Genomic DNA, 20,025 nt, shown 5'->3' on the forward strand with positions numbered 1-20,025 from the left:
ATTTTTGCAAAGCAATCAATGGACGGGTGAACAGGTTGCAAAATCCCAGGATCGACCTGGTGCAACCTCGATCAGTTGACGGGTATAGTCGGCCTGAGGGTTGCCAAGCACTTGCTGTGCAGGGCCATACTCAACCACCTGGCCACGCTGCATCACCAGAACATCATCACAGATCTGTGCAGCTACCCGCAGATCATGGGTAATAAATAGGACCGCCACCCCCAGCCGCTGCTGAATCTCATCCAGCAGCGCCAGCACCTGAGCCTGTACCGACACATCCAGTGCCGACACCGCCTCATCGGCGACGATAACCGCAGGCTCCATCGCCAGGGCTCGGGCGATGGCAATGCGCTGACGCTGCCCACCAGAAAACTGATGCGGAAAACGCTCAATCGCATCAACTGGCAAACCCACCAGCTGCAGTAAATCAGCCGCTTGCTGCAAGGCCATTTCACGGGTTTTACCATAGTTCATCGGCCCCTCAATGAGACTCTGGCCTATAGTCATGCGTGGATTCAGTGAACGATAGGGGTCCTGAAAAATCATCTGGATACGCCCACGATGCGGTTTCAAGCTGCGCCGGGTCAGGTCAGAGATATCCTGGCCTTCCACACGAATGGCACCAGCCGTTGGGTCTATCAGACGCATGACACAACGCGCCAAAGTCGACTTGCCAGAACCAGATTCACCGACTATGCCAAGCGTCCGTCCTTCCAACAGCTGAAAGCTGACATTATTCACCGCCAGAGTACCCTGGCGCTTTGGACGTAACCAACTGAGCAGGCTTCTGGCAGGAGCCGCATAGGTTTTGTGTAGTTCAGCGACATCCAGCACCCGGCGAGAGCCTCGCTCCGGTCGCGGTGCCCGTGGCAACAAGCTGGGCACAGCGGCTAACAGTTGGCGGGTATAGTCTTGCTGTGGCGCACCCAATATCTGTTGCACCGGCCCTTGTTCCACAATGACACCGTGATGCATAACACATACCCGATCGGCAATATCTGCCACCACGCCCATATCATGGGTAATAAACAGCACGGCGGTAGCGTATTTCTGCTGCAACTCACGAATCAGTTTCAAGATCTGGTGCTGTGTGGTGACATCCAGCGCCGTAGTCGGCTCATCGGCAATCAACAGGCGCGGCTTTAGCAACAACGCCATTGCAATCATAATACGCTGGCGTTGGCCACCGGATAGCTGATGTGGATAACTGCTATAGATGCGCTGAATGTCTGGCAGGTGCACCTGCTCCAAGGCATCCAGTACTTTGACACGACGCTGTGCCGCATTTTCTTTGGTGTGACACGCCAGCACCTCATCCAACTGCAACCCAACTGTAAGTACTGGATTGAGTGCAGTCATCGGCTCTTGAAAAATCATGGCCATTCGACTGCCGCGCAGTTCATTCATCCGTTTGGATGTTGCTTTGAGTAGATCTTCACCATCAAGCAATACTGATCCGCTGGAAGCCACCAGACTTCCAGCGGGCAACAACCCCATCGTTGTTAAGGAAGACACTGATTTTCCGGAACCACTTTCACCCACCAGACAGAGGGTCTCACCAGGATGTATCTCAAACGACACCCCTTTTAAGATAGGTTTTCGTTCTCGTCCGAGGGCTTCAACCACCAATGAATTGACTTGTAAAACAGGACAGGAGCCACTCATTAGCTTTCCCTCCGTTTCATTTTTGGATCCAGCGCATCACGCGCGGCATCACCCAACAGATTAATCGACAGAATGCACAGGGATAACAATAAGCCAGCCCAGAAAATCAACGAGGGCTTGAGTTGGAAATAGATCCGCCCATCCGACATGATGTTGCCCCAACTGGGTACTTCAGAATTGATGCCCACACCGAGAAACGACAGGGTGGCTTCGGTCAGAATCGCTGCCGCACAGATATAAGTACACTGTACAATCAGTGGGGCGAAGGTATTGGGCATCAGATGACGCAGCAAAATGGCGTAGGTTGGTGTACCCATCAGGGTGGCCGCCTCCACAAAGGCTTCTTCACGCGTTGCCAGCACTTGTGATCGTACCAAACGCACCACTTGCGGTATTTCCGGCACCATGATGGCAATCATCAGGGTCCACAGATTTGCCGACGTCAGTGAGACGATAGCGATGGCTGCCAAAATACCTGGAATGGCCATTAATCCGTCCATAAAGCGCATTAACACGGCATCCAGCGCACGAAAATAGCCGGTTAATAACCCGAGAGGTAATCCGATTAGCACCGTGAGGAACGCCACCCCCAGACCCACGGTTAAAGAAACCCGCGCGCCATGAACAACGCGAGAAAACAGGTCACGGCCAAAAGCATCCGTACCCAGCCAATGCTCAGCACTCATGGGCTGTAAACGACTGGACGGTGCCAGTTCGGTCGGATTATGCGTTGCAAGCAGCGGTGCAAAAAGTGCGATAAGCACCATCAAACCCAATACACAGGCGGCGATAAGCGTGGTGGTTTTCGGCCGCACGCCTAACAGCCGCGTTATCAAACGATGAAGCCTCATGCTGGCAGGAACCTTGTGTGAATAAGTTGCTTGCATCAGTAACGTATCCTCGGATCGGTGAGGGCATAGGAAAGATCGATCAGCAGATTGATGATCACGTACAAACCGGCTGTCAGTAGGATCAGCGCCTGAATCACTGGATAATCACGTGCCAGAACCGCGTCAACGATCAGACGTCCCAGGCCGGGGATATTGAACACACTTTCAGTCACCACCACACCAGAGACCATCAACGCAAAACCTGTACCTATGACGGTCAGAATCGGAACCCCGGCATTGCGCAAGGCATGGCGAAATAACACCAGATGTGAACTAAGCCCCTTGGCGCGCGCTGTACGTATATAATCTTCCTGCAACACTTCCAGCATACTTGCACGTGTCATCCGGGCGATGAGTGCGATATACACTGACGACAGCGTCAATGCTGGCAAAACCAGGCGCCGGGCAAACTCGCCCAACCCTTTATCCAGACTGCTGTAGCCCTGTACCGGCAACCATTGCAGTTGGATGGCAAATACATAAATCACCAAATAGCCAATAACGAAAACAGGCACTGAAAAACCGACTACTGACGCCGACATCACCAGGTTGTCGATCCAACTACCTTGACGCCAGGCGGCAATAACACCCAAGGGTACGGAAATCAGCACCGTAAACAGGATTGCCGCTAAGGCTAAACTGATGGTTGGCTCAAGGCGCTGGGTAATCATGGTCATCACTGGGGTCTGAGAAATCAGTGAGGTACCAAAGTCCCCTTGCAACAGGTTGCCCATCCAGATGAAAAACTGTGTATGAATTGGCTGATCCAATCCAAGCGCGGCACGAATATTGGCCACCTGCTCGGCATCTGCCATGTCACCCGCAATGATGGTTGCCGGATCACCCGGTGACAACCGCAACAGCAGGAAGACAGAAAGTGCTACCACCAACATCACCGGCACAGCGGCCAAAAGTCGGCGAACAAAATAGCCAAACATGGCGTTTCCCCTAATTCAGTCAATCCAGAAAGACCCGGCCAGCCCAGTGGCAAGCCGGGTAGTCTAGTGTTAGTCAGCCTTGCGTAGCCCCCAGAAAGCTGGCACCGGTGCTTTGATCACATCGGTCAACTCTTGACGCCAGGCCGTGACATTATGGAACTGGCCCAGTGGAATAAAGGTGACCTGCTCCATCGCTTGCTGCTGCACCGCTTCGGCCAAGGTGATGCGCTGCGCTTCATCGGCTTCAGTCGAGTAGTCAGCCCGTAATGCCTCCATTTCAGCATCGTCCGGCCAGCCAAACCAACTGCCGTCCGTCCCCGACGCAATCAACAAGGGATTGATCGTCGGCGTCCAGATACCGTCGACACCAATATTGGTAAAGATCATGTTCCAGCCACCCTCACTGGGGGTATTTTGATTGGCGCGCTGACTCACCAGGGTTTGCCAGTCCATCTGCTTCAGCTCAACATTAAAGCCCACGCGACGCAGAGCCTGAGCCACAACCACCGGCTGAGGTGACAGGGTGGCTACATCAGAAGGCCGCAGGATCACTACCGGTGTCTGGTCATACCCTGAGTCAGCCAATAACTGGCGGGCTTCATCCAGGTTGCCGTCACCCTTCAAGGACTCACCACCCAGCTCTGTTGACAGGGGTGTATCACAACCAAATACCGACGCACAGGTCTGGTAATAACGCGAGTCACCCACTAAAGCGGCCAATACATCCTGCTGGCTGATCGCCAGCATGGCCGCACGGCGCACACGGACATCATCAAAAGGAGGGTGCAAAAAGTTCATCCGCGCCAGTGTCATCATGCCCAAGGGATCTATCACATCCGTGGTCACTTCTGGATTGATTTCCAGCAGCGGTAACAAGTCGTAGGGGGCCCGCTCGATATAATCGATATCGCCACTGTTTATCGCATTGATAGTGGTCTGCACATCTGGCATGTGAATCCACTCGACGCGGTCGACAAACACTTCCTTGCTTCCAGCCGTGCCAGACGGCGTTTCAGTACGCGGGACATAACTATCAAAACGCTCATAGACAACCTGCACGCCTGGCTGAAATGCTTCGGGAACAAAGCGGAAAGGACCCGACCCTATCTGGTTAGGCAAGGGTTGTCCTGGCTCGATTGAAGCGACGCTTTCCGGCATCATGAAGGCGGCCACGGCGGAGGGTTTAGACAGCAGCCCCATCACATCACCAAAAGGGCTGGAGAGCTTAAGCTCAAAGCGCTGATCATCCAAGGCCGTCAGGGATTCAACATAGTTCATCAGCAACTTGCCACCGGCATCAAAAACACCCCAACGCTGTAAGGATGCGATGCAATCCTTTGAGGTAACGGCGCTACCATCATGCCAGGTCAAGCCATCGCGCAATGTAAAGGTATAGATCAGGCCATCATCGGAAACCGTCCAGTCAGCCATCTGTGGCTGGGGCTTGTAGTCCTCGTCCAATCCGACCAAGGTGTCATAAATCATGTATCCATGATTACGGGTAATGGTGGCACTGCTAGCTACTGGGTCCATAACGCGCAAGGCTGAGTGCATCACAGCACGCACAGTGTTGTCAGCCTGGACCTGTGCGGCGAAGGAGAAGGTGGCTGCCAGCCCGAGGCCGGTCAACAAGCCTAGCCGCTTGGCCAGACGGGAAATTGTGGGTTTGTGCATATCGATACTCCATTGGGTAATCGCGGGATACAGCAAGGGTTACCAGGCCAACACAGTTTTCAGATTACAGGCGGCCTTTGATGACAAGAATACTAGCGCTCTCCAACAGCATGGCGTTAACGGTATTTTTCGAATATGGTATTGCCTATTCGGCAATACTCAATAAAAACCTCAACTGGTGAAGGCATGAACGAACGGATTTTGATCGACTCAGCGTTGCGTTACTTCATTGAAGTCGTACGCCAGGGCTCAATTAACAAGGCATCACAGCAACTCCACGTAGCACCCTCAGCTGTCAGCCGCCAAATTTCCCGGCTGGAAGCTGAACTGGGATGCCAGTTGTTTGAACGCCATATATCCGGAATGAAGCTCAGCCCTTCAGGAGAGTTGTTAGCCACCTATGCCCGCAAAGCACGCCTGGAAGCCACACGAGTCATTGACGAAATCACCGGTCTGGAGGGCATTCAAAAAGGCACGGTGCGAATCGCCAGTATTGAAGGCTTGGCTAGTTATCTCCTACCCCATGTCATCGGGCAGTTTCGGGAGAAATACAGCGCCATTCACTTTGAACTGATCGTATGCTCTTCCAGTGAAGTAACGCAACGGGTACGCGAGGGGTTGTCAGATATCGGCCTGACCATCTCACCACCGCCAGAAAAGCACATCAAGATCGAAAAGCGCATCATGGCACCTATCTTCGCCGTGATGAGTATTGCTCATCCCTTGGCGTCCAAATCACAGGTAAGCCTCTCTCAACTGAGCCATTACCCCCTGGCTCTAGCAACCGACAACACCACCATCCGCCAATTGTTTGATGTTAGTTGTAGTCGGCAAGGTCTGCTGATTGAACCGGTACTGATCAGCAACCACTTGAATGCGCTGGTGCATTTTGCTGAATGCCAGGGTGGTATCACCCTGTTTGGGGAAGTCTCGGTACGACACCTCAATAATGGTGCCCAGATCAAGGCGCTGCCAATCAAAGACCGTGAAATGAGTGCCAGAACCATTGATGTGCAGACCCTGGCCGGACGGACCTTACCCAGGGGGGTGGCGGCTTTTCTGGAAACACTTTGCCAGGAAATGTCATAACACCTAGCTTCTCAGCTTATAGAACACTGAACTATAAATTAATTGAACAGTGTTCTATTATATGTTGAACTATGGGTAACCAGACTTAGCTAAACAGTCTGACTAACAACAGAGATCAACACAGTGTCAGAACAACTAAAAGCCAAAAGCGGTCTACGAGGTCGGGCTGCCAGAGTCGGTCTGGATAAACAACAGATCGTGGCAGCCGCTATTCAACAAATCGACCAGCGAGGTCTGGCCGCATTTTCGATGCGCGAGTTGGCGCGGACACTGAAAGTATCTCCCGCCGTCATCTACTGGCATGTTGGCGGTTTACAGGAAGACCTGTTCGCAGAAATTTCTGCGGTTATCACCGCTAACCTGACTGATGACACCACCTCTGGAGCCGACTGGAAAGTCCGTTTACGGTCGGTGTTTATGCGGTACCGGCAACTGGTGCATCAGCACCCCAGAGTAGCCCCTTTGCTGGGTGCACAAATGAAATCCAACGGCGTGGCAAACCTGGCCTGGGTTGAAACGGTGTTATCTGCCCTGACGCAAGCTGGCTTTCAGGGTGAAGCATTACGCGATGCTTTCAACGCGTTGATTGGCGGCCTGGCAGGTTTTGTTACCATGGAATTGGCACCCCCACCAGCCGATGACTCGAATGACTGGCAACAGGGTTTCGCCAAACGCGTCGCCGACATAGACCCGCTGCATTTCCCCTATACCCATGCCGTATTGCCAATGATCAGCAACCGGATTTTTGTACTGCGCTGGCAGAACGGTATTGACGTTTCATATGACAGCAGCTTTGAACTGCTGCTGAATATTATCATTGACGGATTGGCGCAACGTGCCCAGCAACTCAACAACCCACCTGAATGAGGATTCAACATGTCTACACAACCTGCCCTACCTTTTTCTAAAACTCGCCAAGTCGGAAACACGCTCTATTTATCCGGCGAGCTAGGTTTTGCCGAAGACAGCTCGATCCCGGCTGGAATAGAAGCACAGACACGCAACTGCCTGAACCGAATCAAAACCACCCTCGAAGGCGAAGGGCTGGCATTATCAAATGTGGTGTCCTGCACCTGCTACCTGACAGACAAGGCTGATTTTGCCCAGTTTAATCAAGTGTATGCGGAATACTTCAACAGCCCTCTGCCTGTTCGTACCACAGTTGAGAGTGGTTTGATGATTGATGCCCGGGTTGAAATCACCGTTATCGCGGCACGTTAAACCAGCACACCATCCCTACATCGGCTTCAACTGAGCCAAGGAGTCACAGATGTCTGAAATACTCGTTGCAGGCGCTGGTATGGTCGGCGTATCCACCGCGCTAGCATTGCAAGCCCAGGGGCATCATGTGACCTTACTGGACAGCACTCTCCAGTGCCGGGAGACCAGCTATGGAAATGCAGGCATTATCCAGGCCGAAGCAGCCGAGCCCTATGCCCTGCCACGTGATCTGCCAACACTGTGCAAGTATGCGCTGGGTTTGAGCAATGATGTGCTGTGGCATCCCCAGGCGTTGCTGCAAATGGCACCGGCCCTCTGGCGATACTTTCGGGCATCTTCGACCGTGCGCCATAGGGACACTTCCAGCCTCTATTCGCAATTGACCGGGCGCGCCACACAGGATCACACCCCCCTGATCACGGCCGCAAATGCTGAAGCACTGATATCCAAGTCGGGTTTATCGATCCTCTACCGGGATGCCCAACCATTTGATCAGGCTACTCAGCAGGTTGAACGCATGTATTCCAGCTATGGCGTCACATCACAAGTATTGGACGGTGCGGCTTACCGTGCTCAGGAGCCTGCGCTGAAAATCACACCAGCCGGTGTAATTCACTGGAATCAGAGCTGGAGCTGTAGCAATCCCGGCGCGCTGACTGATGCCTATTCACAGCTATTTATACAGAGGGGCGGATGCAGACAGCAGGGAGATGCCAACAGTCTCAGCCAAACAGCCACTGGCTGGCGTATTTCCAGCCAGGACGGCAGCATTGAAGCTTCGCAGGTGGTCATTGCTCTGGGGCCCTGGTCTCCCACCCTGTTAGCCAGGTTCGGCTACCGTATTCCCATGATTTACAAACGCGGATACCACGCCCATTTTAATGCACCAATAGTGCCTAAACGCCCATTTCTTGATGCGGCTAACGGCGTGGTTGTCGCCGCCATGCAACAGGGACTGCGAGTCACCTCCGGTGCGGCACTGGTCAAATTGCAATCACCCGCCGCGGCGGTACAACTAAAACGGGGAGTCCAAGCGCTTGGTGATCTGATTGAGCTGGGCCAACCACTCCAGGAACCTCAGTGGTTTGGTACCCGGCCCTGTATGCCAGATATGTTACCTTTGGTAGGCGCGGCGCCGCGCCATAAAGGGTTATGGTTTAACTTCGGGCATGGGCACCAGGGTTTCACGCTAGGTCCGACAACAGCGGCACTGCTGGCTGATGCGATCTCGGGACAGACCTCCGACCTGATTCATCGTCTGGCACCCGCCAGGCGCTTATAAGCGAGTACTCATAATGACGCCAACTACCCCCCTTTATGATATTCAAGGCCTCGCTTTTGGTATCACCATGAGTAGTCTGGGTGTCGTTATCCTGCAAGCCTGTGGATTTGTTACCGGGCAACTAGCCGGACTCAGCATGCTGCTAGCGCTGACAACCCCTCTTGGGTTTGGACTCATTTACAGTCTGGTCAGCCTGCCGTTTTGCGTGCTCGCCTGGTACAAAAAAGGTAAAGCCTTCACCCTGCGTACCGCCGTAGCTGTGCTGGGCATCTCACTGATGACGTCATATATGACTAACGCCATCACTATCGAGCAGATGCCTCCTTTATTGGGAGCACTACTGGCAGGCTGCTGTATTGGTGTAGGGCTTATTGCGCTGTTCAGACACAATGCCAGCGCCGGCGGCTTTGGTGTGCTGGCATTGTATATTGAAGCACGTAGCGGTTTTAAATCCGGCTGGTCACAAATGTTATTTGATGCCACTATCTTTACAGCCGCTTTCTTTACCATTGATATTTATGCCGCCTTCTATTCACTGGTCTGTGCCATTATCGTCAATCTGCTGATCGCTTGGAATTTCCGTCTGCAACCCCCGGTGCCAGACCCACTGAAATCACATGAATCCTGAAAAATTTCAGTGCTGTAATTGCCAGATGCACCCTGAGGTGGTTTACTACTCGCCTTATATTGAATCGACGGACAGGGATCATAGGAAGACCTCAAATATGAACATAAAACTAACCACTTTTGCCGCCACCTTGCTGCTCAGTGCCACACTTCTCAGTGGCTGTGGCAGTGATGAACCAGATAGCGTACAGCAGACGGATACTGCACCCTCCGTCGAACAGGATAAAATGTTAAGCCAGATACCGGCTGAAACACCTTACTTTTTCGCTAGCCGCGAACGCATGTCTGAAGAAGACTCGATGGCGCTGGTTGAAAAACTAGGTACGGCGGAAGAGCTTGAAAGCCAACTAGCTGAATTAGAACAGCTGCAAGCCACCACCGACGATCCAGGCATGCAGGAATTCCTAAGAATAATGGTCACCGTGTTGAAAGCCTTTGAAGGCATAGAAACACTGGAGGATTATCACCAGGTTGGTCTGATGCCGAATGCGCGCTCGGCTGTTTATGGTCTCGGCCTATTACCCGCAGCTCGTATGGAATTGCACGATGAAGCGCTGTTTCGCGCCTTCTTTGAAGGCCTGATCAGTGACATGAATGTTGAGCTACACCAGGCCAAACTGGGCGATACTGATTATTGGCACACCTCGACTGAAGAGATGCTGCAAACCCTGATCGCCATTCGTGATGAACAGGTGATTATCGGCATGCTTCCGTCCACGGTGGATGACGCTGTCATTGAGCAGCTATTCGGTATTACACCTCCGCTGATCAGCCTGCTTGAAAGTGGCGAACTGCTGCAACTGGAACAGCGCTACAACTACAGCCCTTATGCCAGTGGTCGCATCTCCACTAACGGCTTGGTCAATGAGTTCATTTCACCCCAGCACCCGGCCAGTCAGGCGCTGTTGCAACTGGATGAGACCAGCCCGATGGACATTGAAGCCTGCCGAGCTGATATTAACCGTCTAACCAGCCTGTTCCCGGCCTTGGTTATGGGACTGCATGAGTTTGATACCCAACGCATCTCATTTAGCATGCGTCTGGCTACCGGCTCTGAACTGGCTGATGATATGGGCAGCCTTGCTTCGACTGTACCCGGTCTTGGTAGCGGCAAGGGTATTGCCAGTCTGGGTATTGCTTTGGATGTTCAGGCGGTTACTCGCCTGCTGCAGAAATACGCCAGCCAAGTGCATACAACACCCTTTACCTGCCCGGAACTGCAGGGCATCAATGAACTTTGGGCTGAATCTGGTTCACTGACCAACAATCCTATGACGATGATGCTTGCGCCGGTAATCAGTGGTGTTAACCTGCGTATCGACAGCCTGCAAATGGATCAGTATGAGCCAACGGGTTCTGGTCTGATTGCCATAGCATCACCCAATGCACAGGGTCTGTTATCAGCCGCCAGCATGTTTATTCCACAGATTGCCAGCCTGAATCTGCAGGCCAATGGTGAAGTTAAGAAAATTCAGCAGGACCTCCTCCCTCCGGATATGCCTGCTGTGCATGCGGCCATGTCGCAGGACGCCATTCTGCTTGGCATAGGCCTGGATAAGCCCAAGGAGCTGAAATCCGAGCTATCAGTCGATACGGATTCACGTTCACTGGTGGGCTATGGCCACGTTCGTAGTGAGCTGTATGCTACCCTGGCCGATATTGGCAGCCAACTACCCAGTAGTCAGGCTCCCGATGCCGAGGAGTTAAAGCGACTGGCTGAGGTGTATGAAAATACCGAGTTCTGGCTCGGCATTGATGCCGGTGGTATTGAACTTGGCATGGGTATTGAACTCAAGTAATCCTCAAGTACCTCCTTACAGCCGATCAGATCATCAAGGTCTGATCGGCCCAGCAATCGCTGTCTGATTGCTGGTGAGTCACCAGTATGGCCAGTTTTTTGGTTTTACTCAGCTCGGTACGAATCCAGTCACCAGCAATCTGACGAGTGGCTGCATCCAGCGCACTGAACGGCTCATCCAGCAACAGCAGTGGCTTGTCACGTAACACCGTGCGAATCAACGCAATACGCTGACGCTGACCACCGGACAGATCACCTGGCAGGCGTTGCAGTAAATCAGCCACCCCCAACTGCTCACAAGCCTGCAGAACCTGTTGCCACTGCACTGCATTTGGCTGCGCACGGTAAAATCCCAAACGCAGATTCTCTGCAACACTGATATGCTCAAACAGGTTGTATTGCTGAAACAGAGATGAAACCGGTCGCTGTGCAGCATCCAGTTGATCAATACGCTGGTTATCCAGCCATATCTCGCCAGTGTCAGCTGGCAGAAATCCCCCAAGACACTCCAGCAAAGAGCTTTTACCCGCACCACTTTCACCCATCAATACCAGCAACTCTCCCGGCTTAACAGAGAAATGATGCGACCAGGATGTCTGTCCGCGCGACAACTGCAAGCTATCCACCTGCAGCCCGGCTGATCGCAGCCCTACTGTACACAGTCCGGAAGTACTATCAGTCATAGGATTTTTCCAACAATCTTAGCGCCGCCAGCGCCAGAACAAGTAACAAAACAGACACCAATGCCGCCTCGGCCAGCCGATAACCACCGGCCAGGGTATAGATTAACCAAGGTAGGGTACGCCAGTCATCACTACCAAAAATAGCAAACACCGACATATCGCCCAGCGCGAGGACAAAACTGATCGCCAGTACCCGCCGCAACAGAGGTTTCAGATAAGGCAGATAGACATAGCGCCAGTGGGTAAAACGCGTCAGATTCAAGTCAGCCAGGAGTCGGGCGTAACTGGCATCATAGTCAGACACAGCAGGACGCAACTGCTGAAACGCAAAGGGCAAGGCAATCACAGCGTTCATCAAAATAACCGCAATCCAGCCATAAGCTTGCCAATCAACCCAGGGCATCAGCAGAATATATAATCCCACCGACACCACCATCGCTGGCACAACCAGAGGATAGAGTGCCACAGCTGCAACCCACTGGCGGAAGCCCTCTCGCCGTCCAGTACGCCAGAGTGACAGCAGCGCCAATGCCAGACAGACCGCCAGCAGCGCCGCGGCCACAGCTAATACCAGTGAGCGCATTATCACTGGTATTAGCTGGGTTTGCTGCAAAAAGGCCCAATCAGTCTGCCAGGCCAGCGGCAGCAACACCAGAATCGGCAATGTAAGAAACAACACACAGAGCAGATACCCCAACCGCCCGGACCAGCGGAACATAAGGCTCAGCCTAGGCAACCAGACGGGCCCCGCCTGCGCGGGTGCCAGCCATTGAAAACGCCCCATGCGACTGAAGACCATAAAAATACCGCCCGCTACCAGTAGCTGTGTCCAGGCCAGAAACAGTGCTTCTGATGGATTGAAATCATATTTCAGCGCCTGAAAAATCGCCACTTCCAGGGTGCTCGCCGAGGGCCCGCCGCCCAGTGCCAACACGACAGCAAAGCTGTTAAAACACAGCAGAAAAATAAACCCGCTGACCGCTGGCAGGACACCTCTGATCACCGGCCACTCAATCACTCTGAAACGCTGCCACCCGGTCATACCCAGTTGTGCCGAGAGCTTCCAGGTGTTCGCCGGAACACTTTGCCATTGAAAGGTTAAGACACGGATAGCAAAAGGCAGATTGAGAAACACATGTGCCAGCAAAATGCCATTGAGCCCATACAACCGCCAGCTTTCTCCCAACCAAGGGGTCAGCCAACCTGATCGACCGAAGAGGGCCACCAGCCCGGTAATCAATATCAGGGAGGGCATGACAAAACACAGCAAACACCAGCTCAGAAACCAGGGTTTACCCGGCAGTTTGGGATCTAAGGCCAGGCTACGCGCCAAGGGTAGAGCCAGCAGGGTCGACAGAGCCGCACTCAGCAGTGCCTGCCAGAGTGAAAAACGCAGCAACTCCCAGAACCAGCGCTCCTGTAACAGGTAACCATAAGGTTCAGCCTGACCCCAGCCTGCCAGAGCCAAAAATGCCAGCAGGCTGATCCCAACTATCAGGCACAGTGCCAACCAGCCAGGTAATTGAGCCAATGATAGCGGTCTGGCGGATGAAAAGTGTGTGACGGCCATATTAACGACTAACAGCATTGCGCCAGATATTAATCCATTCGCGCCGCTGCGCATCGACTTCATCTGAGCCAAAGCCGATAACCTCACGCTCCGCATCTGCAAAAGCGGCTGGCAAGTCGATATCACTACGCACCGGTAGCATCCAGTTGGTCTCGGGCAACAATGTCTGTGCCTCTTTACTCAGCAGGAAGGCCAAGAACGCCCGTCCCAGTTCAGGCTCACGGCTATAAGCTGATAGCGCCGCCACTTCCACCTGCGCCGTGTGTCCCTCTTCAAACCGGGTCGCCTGGTAGGCATCCATATCTTCTGCCAGTTGGTGATAGGCCGGTGAGGTAGAATAACTGAGTACATAATCGGCCTCGCCCTGCAGGAACATGCCATAGGCCTCCGACCAGCCTTTGGTAACCGTTACAGTATTCTCGGCAAGCTGCTGCCAGGCCTGTGCGGCGTCATCCTTATAGACAGCCTGCATCCAGTGCATCAGGCCCTGACCTGGCGTACTGGTACGCGGGTCCTGATAGATAATACTGGCATCACTGTTAATCAGCGCAGATAAAGACGTCGCAGGTTCGCTCACCTTGCGGCTATCGTAAATAAAGGCGAAGTAGCCAAAATCAAAGGGGATAAAATGACTATCCTGCCAATCCAGTGATTCACGTAACGGCCAGTCTGAAAGCGTAAAACCATGCGGCTGCACCAGGGCTAATCGACGCGCCTGCGGCATCAGCAGATCATCCAGCCCGACAATAACATCGGCACGGGTGCTGTCGCCTTCCAGCCGCAACCGATTTAACAGCGATACCCCATCATCACTGCTGGTGAAGTTCACCTCGCAATCACACTGGGCTTCAAACAGCTCTTTCAGCGCCGGACCCGGTCCCCAGCTAGTGGTAAAACTACTGTAGGTATAGACATTTAGTACACGCGCTTGCACGTTCACCGTTATCAGCAACAGCAACGCGACGGCCATCAGTTTGCAGGTATTGGTACGGATTTTCACAGCTGGACTCCGGAGATTCGATACCGGCTCAGAAAGGAATCAGCAACAGGCTGATATCTCAATTCCTACGCCAGTATTAACTGGATCAGGTTCAGCGGGTAAACTCTCAGCCTATTGGCACCCCGATGAGATAAACTGAGTATATCATGACCGACTTAAGGCACCACCTTTCAGCCATACTGCCCCAGGCAGTGCGGGACCACCTTCCCCCTATTCAATCGATGCAATTTTTGGGTCAGGGCAGCCGTAACCGGCACTGGCGGCTGCATACTGCGGAGCAGGTGTATATATGGCGTGAGTTTGGTGTGACACCACCGGGAGCAAACCGACAACTGGAATTGAAGGTACTAGAAACTCTGCAACCCAAACCCTGGGTACCCCGACTGGAGCTTTGCCTGCCAGAAGGCGTGTTGTTTGTGGCAGACGCCAATGCCGAACCTATGCAGGACACGCTAAACCCGCATCAGCGGCAGCAACTGTTACACGCCGTTGTAACGCTTTGGCAGCACCCCTTTGATGTGGCACCAAATGACTATGTGCAGTTGATTCACGACTATGCAGTGCTGGCGGGACCGTCCTACGACGCTTTGGCCGAGCAGCTGCTGGCTATTTGTTGCCACTGGAATACTAAGGATTTTTGTCTGATTCATCAGGACCTGCACCCCGGCAACCTGTTAATCACAGATCAAGGCATTCAATTGATCGACTGGGAATACGCTGTACGCGGTAATCCCTGGATCGATGCTGTGGCACTGCAGCGTATGCTGGGATTGAGTCCAGCTGAACGCCAGCTATTAGAAACCCGGCTACCCGACCTGGGATGCAATGATCCCTGGCAGGTCATGGGCCACTGGCTGACGCAGCTGGACAGCCTTTGGCAAGCCGCGCAAAAAGCGCAAAGCGTGGTATAATTCCAGATCAATTTAATCAACTATTTTGACCTTCCAGGTCGTTAACCCGGCGGTAGCTCCATGTCCACGATTGTTGTTTGTGCCCTGTATAAGTTTGTAACCCTGAACGACTATAAGCAGCTGCGACCAGAGTTGCAGGCGCTGCTGGAAAATGCACAGATTCGGGGCACCCTGCTACTGGCACAAGAAGGCGTTAACGGTACCCTGGCCGGCAGCCGTCAGGCGATAGACACGCTAAAAGACTGGTTTGCCGCCGATACGCGCTTTCAGGGCATAGATTACAAGGAATCGCTGGCTGACGAGCAGCCCTTCTACCGGACCAAGGTGAAACTGAAAAAAGAGATCGTTACGCTGGGCGTTGAAGGCATAGATCCGAAACAGGTTGTCGGAACCTATATTGAGCCAGCTGACTGGAATGCCCTGATCAGTGACCCGGATGTGCTGCTGGTGGATACCCGCAATGATTATGAAATCGGTCTAGGCACCTTTAAAGGTGCTATCAACCCGAAAACCGACAGCTTTCGCGAATTTCCAGCTTACGTCAAAAGCCAACTGGACAGCCAGAAGCACAAGAAAGTCGCCATGTTTTGTACCGGCGGCATACGTTGTGAAAAGAGCACCGCCTATTTGAAAGAGCAAGGTTTTGAAGACGTCTACCACCTGCATGGCGGTATTCTTAAATACCTTGAAGAAGTGCCTGAAACCGAGTCACTCTGGCAAGGAGAGTGCTTTGTATTCGACAATCGCGTCACCGTTGACCATGACCTGCAGCCAGGCCATTATTCACTCTGCGCCGGGTGTCGTATGCCCTTGTCTGACGCTGACAAGCAGCACCCTCAGTATGAAGAAGGGGTTAGCTGCCATCATTGTTACGACACTCAAACACCAGAGCAGCGTCAGCGCTATGCGGCCAGACAGCAGCAGATCAAACTGGCACGTGAGCGTGGCGAAGCACACCTGGGCACAGATGCCGTCAAAGCGGCTGAACAGCACCGAGCCGAAAAACACGCACGCAAAGTGGCTGAAAAACGGAAAAATTAACCATGCGCACCCTGTTTCAGCATTGGATAATGACCTGCCTGCTCTGCCTTCCCATCCAGCTTCTGGCTGATACAGGCGTTGAATATCTGCTGTTTGATATTCAGGAACAGCAACTTGTAGTTGAAGTCGCGCTCAGTCCAGAACAGCGCTCTCGGGGGTTGATGCACCGTCAGGAGCTGTCAGCCGATGCGGGCATGCTGTTTATTCTCGACCCCCAGCCACGCCAATGCTTCTGGATGCGTAATACCTATATTCCGCTGACACTGGCCTTTCTGGATGAAAATTTCACCCTGCTACAGTTGAGTGATATGCAGCCCCTATCAGAAGAACTCCACTGTGCTGACCAAGCCTCCAGCTTTGCATTGGAAGTCAATCAAGGCTGGTTTGAGCAACATGAGATCGAGATTGGGCAGCAACTACAACCGCGCCTCCCCTAAAGCACCAATAGAGTGCACTCAGACAGTCTCAACTATTTTTCTACGCACTCATATCACGCACACACAACACATAACGGCTAAAAACGACCCCTGCGAAAGTCTGGGCGACATGAATTACTCTATGATAAAACAGCTGTTTTTATAAGTTGGCATAAATTCTGCTCCTGACTGGTTCGACGTATAAACCAAATAGGATCAGACCGATGAAACAGATTAAAACAAAGCTCGCTACCGCATCCTGTGCCCTGGCTCTGTCTATAGCCGCCATTACCGCTCAGGCATCAGAAACCATTAAAGTGGGTGTGTTGCATTCACTGTCCGGTACCATGGCCATCAGTGAGACCACACTGAAAGACACCATGCTGATGTTGATCGAAGAGCAGAACGCCAAAGGCGGCCTGTTGGGCAAACAGTTGGAAGCGGTTGTAGTTGACCCGGCATCTGACTGGCCACTATTTGCAGAGCGTGCACGCGAATTGCTGGAGCGGGATCAGGTGGCCGCTATTTTTGGTGCCTGGACCTCTGTTTCACGTAAATCTGTTTTGCCGGTAGTTGAAGAACTCAATGGCCTGATGTTCTATCCGGTTCAGTACGAAGGTGAAGAATCATCCAAAAACGTCTTCTATACCGGTGCCGCACCTAACCAGCAGGCCATCCCCGCGGTGGATTACCTGATGAATGAACTGGGCATTGAACGCTGGGTGCTGGCAGGCACAGACTATGTCTACCCACGTACCACCAATCGCATTCTGGAAGCCTACCTGAAACAAAAAGGCGTCGCTGAAGCCGATATCATGATCAACTACACGCCTTTCGGTCACTCTGACTGGCAGACCATCGTATCTGATATCCGCACCTTCGGCTCAGCCGGCAAGAAAACCGCGGTTGTCTCCACCATCAATGGCGATGCCAACGTACCTTTCTATAGCGAACTGGGCTCACAAGGCATTTCAGCTGAAGATATTCCAGTCATAGCCTTTTCGGTAGGTGAAGAGGAGCTATCCGGCATTGATACCACGCCATTGGTCGGCCATCTGGCTGCCTGGAACTACTTCATGAGCGTTGATAGCGAAGTTAACGATGACTTTATCGAAAAATGGCATGATTTTATCGGTGATACCGATCGCGTAACCAACGACCCGATGGAAGCCCATTACATCGGCTTTAACATGTGGGTTGAGGCTGTTAACAAAGCCGGGACAACTGATCCCTCAGCCGTTCAGGAAGCCATTATCGGTGTTACTGTACCTAACCTGACAGGTGGCTATGCGGCGATGATGCCTAACCATCACATTACTAAACCGGTATTGATCGGTGAAATCCAGGACGATGGCCAGTTTGACGTAGTTTGGCAGACTCCAAGTACGGTGGCCGGTGATGCCTGGTCAGACTTTCTGGAAGGCTCCAAAGATATCATCTCAGATTGGCGCAAGCCGCTGGAGTGCGGTAACTACAACGTAGTCACCAAGACCTGTTCAGGTCAAAACTTCGAGTAACAGCTTTCCGCTGCAAATGCCGGTCTGGACTTAGTATCCGGACCGGCCCCTCCCAGCCAAGCGTCAGGAACTCCAACATGACAAGCCGGATAGTGCGTAAGTTACGCATCATGGGGCTGATAACCCTGTTACTCTTAAGTGCTGTGCAAACAGCAGCGGCTTTCGATGAAGAGCCGTTATTACTCGAATTTGAAGCCCTGCTGGTTTCTTCAGACAGAAACGATACCGCCAGAGCCATTGAGCTGCTCGCAGGTTCGGAGCACCCAGAACAACTTACATTGCTGGCACTGTTGCTTGACGGCAACCTCTATCGAAACCGCAGTGATGACCGACTCTATCAGCTTAAGCAGCACGAAGAAGGTCAACCGGCCGAGCGCCTGTTAGGTGATGAAACCCGAATCATCGAGAGCCGCAGAGACTTTCGCCGAGTCACAGTTAACAACGCTCAGCGCTCACAAATCCGCCAAGTGATGGCGCTGACCGGCTTATCGTCTGAGCTATCTGCAAAACGTCTAGGCGCTGTCAAACAGCTGATGCGGGATTTTGATGAAGATACCTTAACCCTGATTCGCAATGCCTACCCTGAAGAGACACACCCGAAAGTCCGCGAATTAATGGCCGTGGCACTGGCAATCGACACTCTGTCCCGTAACGATGTTACCGCGCTGAGTGATGCGATTGATACCCTCAGTGGTTCACTGGAACCGCGCGCCCGTAATGCGCTGATGCAGTTCAGTGATGCAACTGATGATGACAATCTGAAAGCTCAGGCCGATACCGCACTGGTCAAGATTGATCAGAAGATAAAATTCTATAAGGGACTGGAGACGCTCTATTTTGGACTCAGCCTGGGGTCGGTGCTGGTACTGGCAGCTATAGGCCTGGCCATCACTTTTGGTGTGATGGGCGTGATTAATATGGCCCACGGTGAGCTGATCATGATCGGCGCCTACACCACCTTTGTCATACAACAACTCATGCCTGAGCATATCGGCCTGTCGATTCTGGTGGCCATTCCAGCTGCCTTTGTGGTATCAGGTCTGGTCGGTATTGCAATTGAACGCGGGGTAATCCGCTTCCTGTATGGTCGTCCGTTAGAGACACTACTGGCTACTTTCGGTATCAGCCTGGTGCTGCAGCAAGCAGTACGCTCGATTTTCTCGCCACTGAACCGCAGTGTTGAAACCCCCTCCTGGATGAGCGGCATGCTGGAGTTTAACCCGGTGTTTGCCATCACCCTGAATCGACTCTACATCATCTTATTCTGCTTCATCGTATTCTTTGCGTTACTGCTGATCCTCAAGCGCACAGCGCTGGGTTTGCAGGTGCGCGCCGTTTCCCAGAACCGCGCCATGGCCAGAGCCATGGGGGTGCGCTCTGAACGGGTGGACATGATGACCTTTGGCCTCGGCTCAGGTGTCGCGGGCATAGCCGGTGTTGCACTGTCGCAGATCACCAATGTAGGGCCTAACCTGGGTCAAGCCTACATCATCGATTCGTTCATGGTGGTGGTATTTGGCGGTGTCGGGAATATCTGGGGTACCCTGGTAGCAGGCATGACACTCGGTGTGGCAACCAAACTGGTTGAGCCCATGACAGGTGCCGTACTGGCAAAAATTCTGGTACTGGTGTTCATCATTCTCTTTATTCAGAAAAGGCCCCGTGGACTCTTCCCACAGCGTGGCCGTGCCGCTGAGGATTAA

At 52.9% G+C, this 20,025-nt stretch carries 18 protein-coding genes and 1 riboswitch; of the genes, 11 read left to right on the forward strand and 7 right to left on the reverse strand.

From position 1 onward, the window contains the following. Positions 1-15: 15 nt before the first annotated feature. From ACN0R1_RS13135 to ACN0R1_RS13150, 4 genes are all read right to left on the reverse strand, one after another. A complete protein-coding gene (locus ACN0R1_RS13135) occupies positions 16-1,665 on the reverse strand; it encodes an ABC transporter ATP-binding protein (protein WP_417583563.1) in 1,650 nt (549 codons plus the stop codon). After that, positions 1,665-2,552, reverse strand: coding sequence for an ABC transporter permease (locus ACN0R1_RS13140; protein ID WP_417583565.1), 888 nt, complete (start codon positions 2,550-2,552; stop codon positions 1,665-1,667). The genes ACN0R1_RS13135 and ACN0R1_RS13140 overlap by 1 nt, the downstream gene beginning before the upstream one ends. Next, the gene (locus tag ACN0R1_RS13145; protein ID WP_417583567.1) at positions 2,552-3,493 is read right to left on the reverse strand and encodes an ABC transporter permease; all 942 of its coding nucleotides are present in this window, start codon (positions 3,491-3,493) and stop codon (positions 2,552-2,554) included. The genes ACN0R1_RS13140 and ACN0R1_RS13145 overlap by 1 nt, the downstream gene beginning before the upstream one ends. 69 nt (positions 3,494-3,562) lie before the next feature. Then, positions 3,563-5,167: an ABC transporter substrate-binding protein gene (locus tag ACN0R1_RS13150; protein ID WP_417583569.1), complete on the reverse strand. Its 1,605-nt coding sequence runs from the start codon at positions 5,165-5,167 to the stop codon at positions 3,563-3,565. A 186-nt stretch (positions 5,168-5,353) separates the two neighbouring features. Here ACN0R1_RS13150 and ACN0R1_RS13155 point away from each other — a divergent pair, with 186 nt between their 5' ends. The 6 genes from ACN0R1_RS13155 (at position 5,354) to ACN0R1_RS13180 (ending at position 11,185) form a co-directional block, all read left to right on the forward strand. Continuing rightward, positions 5,354-6,256 (forward strand): LysR family transcriptional regulator, encoded by a 903-nt coding sequence (locus tag ACN0R1_RS13155; RefSeq protein WP_417583571.1) that lies wholly within the window; start codon positions 5,354-5,356, stop codon positions 6,254-6,256. Between the two features lie 123 nt (positions 6,257-6,379). After that, the gene (locus ACN0R1_RS13160) at positions 6,380-7,123 is read left to right on the forward strand and encodes a TetR/AcrR family transcriptional regulator (RefSeq protein WP_417583573.1); all 744 of its coding nucleotides are present in this window, start codon (positions 6,380-6,382) and stop codon (positions 7,121-7,123) included. Between the two features lie 9 nt (positions 7,124-7,132). After that, complete coding sequence (locus ACN0R1_RS13165) at positions 7,133-7,477, forward strand: RidA family protein (protein WP_417583575.1); 345 nt, start codon at positions 7,133-7,135, stop codon at positions 7,475-7,477. A 49-nt stretch (positions 7,478-7,526) separates the two neighbouring features. Next, on the forward strand, positions 7,527-8,759 hold the full coding sequence (locus ACN0R1_RS13170; RefSeq protein WP_417583579.1) for an NAD(P)/FAD-dependent oxidoreductase: 1,233 nt from the start codon (positions 7,527-7,529) through the stop codon (positions 8,757-8,759). A gap of 13 nt (positions 8,760-8,772) precedes the next feature. Beyond that, positions 8,773-9,387 carry a YitT family protein gene (locus ACN0R1_RS13175; RefSeq protein WP_417583581.1) on the forward strand — a complete coding sequence of 205 codons (615 nt, stop codon included), beginning with the start codon at positions 8,773-8,775 and terminating at the stop codon, positions 9,385-9,387. A 97-nt stretch (positions 9,388-9,484) separates the two neighbouring features. Continuing rightward, entirely contained in the window at positions 9,485-11,185 is a 1,701-nt protein-coding gene (locus ACN0R1_RS13180) for a hypothetical protein (protein WP_417583583.1), read from the forward strand. A gap of 25 nt (positions 11,186-11,210) precedes the next feature. On the opposite strand, the gene ACN0R1_RS13185 is transcribed toward ACN0R1_RS13180, so the two are convergent. The 3 genes from ACN0R1_RS13185 to thiB are packed head-to-tail and all read right to left on the reverse strand — an operon-like array spanning position 11,211 to position 14,437. Further along, positions 11,211-11,867: an ATP-binding cassette domain-containing protein gene (locus tag ACN0R1_RS13185; protein WP_417583585.1), complete on the reverse strand. Its 657-nt coding sequence runs from the start codon at positions 11,865-11,867 to the stop codon at positions 11,211-11,213. Continuing rightward, on the reverse strand, positions 11,860-13,509 hold the full coding sequence (locus ACN0R1_RS13190; protein WP_417583587.1) for a thiamine/thiamine pyrophosphate ABC transporter permease ThiP: 1,650 nt from the start codon (positions 13,507-13,509) through the stop codon (positions 11,860-11,862). The genes ACN0R1_RS13185 and ACN0R1_RS13190 overlap by 8 nt, the downstream gene beginning before the upstream one ends. Further along, positions 13,439-14,437: a thiamine ABC transporter substrate binding subunit gene (gene thiB, locus ACN0R1_RS13195; protein WP_417583589.1), complete on the reverse strand. Its 999-nt coding sequence runs from the start codon at positions 14,435-14,437 to the stop codon at positions 13,439-13,441. The genes ACN0R1_RS13190 and thiB overlap by 71 nt, the downstream gene beginning before the upstream one ends. Before the next feature lie 45 nt (positions 14,438-14,482). Next, positions 14,483-14,572: riboswitch (TPP riboswitch) on the reverse strand. A gap of 11 nt (positions 14,573-14,583) precedes the next feature. Between thiB and ACN0R1_RS13200 the strand changes: the two genes are divergently transcribed. From ACN0R1_RS13200 to urtB, 5 genes are all read left to right on the forward strand, one after another. Beyond that, complete coding sequence (locus ACN0R1_RS13200; RefSeq protein ID WP_417583591.1) at positions 14,584-15,348, forward strand: phosphotransferase; 765 nt, start codon at positions 14,584-14,586, stop codon at positions 15,346-15,348. 60 nt (positions 15,349-15,408) lie between these two features. After that, the gene (locus ACN0R1_RS13205; RefSeq protein ID WP_417583593.1) at positions 15,409-16,389 is read left to right on the forward strand and encodes a rhodanese-related sulfurtransferase; all 981 of its coding nucleotides are present in this window, start codon (positions 15,409-15,411) and stop codon (positions 16,387-16,389) included. 2 nt (positions 16,390-16,391) lie between these two features. Beyond that, positions 16,392-16,826, forward strand: a complete 435-nt coding sequence (locus tag ACN0R1_RS13210; protein WP_417583595.1) for a DUF192 domain-containing protein — start codon at positions 16,392-16,394, stop codon at positions 16,824-16,826. A 203-nt stretch (positions 16,827-17,029) separates the two neighbouring features. Continuing rightward, positions 17,030-18,322, forward strand: a complete 1,293-nt coding sequence (gene urtA, locus ACN0R1_RS13215; RefSeq protein ID WP_417583597.1) for an urea ABC transporter substrate-binding protein — start codon at positions 17,030-17,032, stop codon at positions 18,320-18,322. 77 nt (positions 18,323-18,399) lie between these two features. Then, a complete protein-coding gene (urtB, locus tag ACN0R1_RS13220; protein WP_417583599.1) occupies positions 18,400-20,025 on the forward strand; it encodes an urea ABC transporter permease subunit UrtB in 1,626 nt (541 codons plus the stop codon).

This window comes from Nitrincola sp. (assembly GCF_048264025.1).
Lineage (GTDB): Bacteria > Pseudomonadota > Gammaproteobacteria > Pseudomonadales > Balneatricaceae > Nitrincola.

Excerpts from the sequence above, each read along its gene's own strand:
- ACN0R1_RS13185 (WP_417583585.1), bottom strand. The coding sequence starts at position 11,867 with ATGACTGATAGTACTTCCGGACTGTGTACAGTAGGGCTGCGATCAGCC.
- ACN0R1_RS13165 (WP_417583575.1), top strand. The coding sequence starts at position 7,133 with ATGTCTACACAACCTGCCCTACCTTTTTCTAAAACTCGCCAAGTCGGA.
- ACN0R1_RS13150 (WP_417583569.1), bottom strand. The coding sequence starts at position 5,167 with ATGCACAAACCCACAATTTCCCGTCTGGCCAAGCGGCTAGGCTTGTTG.
- ACN0R1_RS13175 (WP_417583581.1), top strand. The coding sequence starts at position 8,773 with ATGACGCCAACTACCCCCCTTTATGATATTCAAGGCCTCGCTTTTGGT.
- ACN0R1_RS13155 (WP_417583571.1), top strand. The coding sequence starts at position 5,354 with ATGAACGAACGGATTTTGATCGACTCAGCGTTGCGTTACTTCATTGAA.
- urtB (WP_417583599.1), top strand. The coding sequence starts at position 18,400 with ATGACAAGCCGGATAGTGCGTAAGTTACGCATCATGGGGCTGATAACC.
- ACN0R1_RS13205 (WP_417583593.1), top strand. The coding sequence starts at position 15,409 with ATGTCCACGATTGTTGTTTGTGCCCTGTATAAGTTTGTAACCCTGAAC.
- ACN0R1_RS13200 (WP_417583591.1), top strand. The coding sequence starts at position 14,584 with ATGACCGACTTAAGGCACCACCTTTCAGCCATACTGCCCCAGGCAGTG.
- ACN0R1_RS13210 (WP_417583595.1), top strand. The coding sequence starts at position 16,392 with ATGCGCACCCTGTTTCAGCATTGGATAATGACCTGCCTGCTCTGCCTT.
- urtA (WP_417583597.1), top strand. The coding sequence starts at position 17,030 with ATGAAACAGATTAAAACAAAGCTCGCTACCGCATCCTGTGCCCTGGCT.
- ACN0R1_RS13140 (WP_417583565.1), bottom strand. The coding sequence starts at position 2,552 with ATGCAAGCAACTTATTCACACAAGGTTCCTGCCAGCATGAGGCTTCAT.
- ACN0R1_RS13170 (WP_417583579.1), top strand. The coding sequence starts at position 7,527 with ATGTCTGAAATACTCGTTGCAGGCGCTGGTATGGTCGGCGTATCCACC.
- ACN0R1_RS13180 (WP_417583583.1), top strand. The coding sequence starts at position 9,485 with ATGAACATAAAACTAACCACTTTTGCCGCCACCTTGCTGCTCAGTGCC.
- ACN0R1_RS13135 (WP_417583563.1), bottom strand. The coding sequence starts at position 1,665 with ATGAGTGGCTCCTGTCCTGTTTTACAAGTCAATTCATTGGTGGTTGAA.
- ACN0R1_RS13145 (WP_417583567.1), bottom strand. The coding sequence starts at position 3,493 with ATGTTTGGCTATTTTGTTCGCCGACTTTTGGCCGCTGTGCCGGTGATG.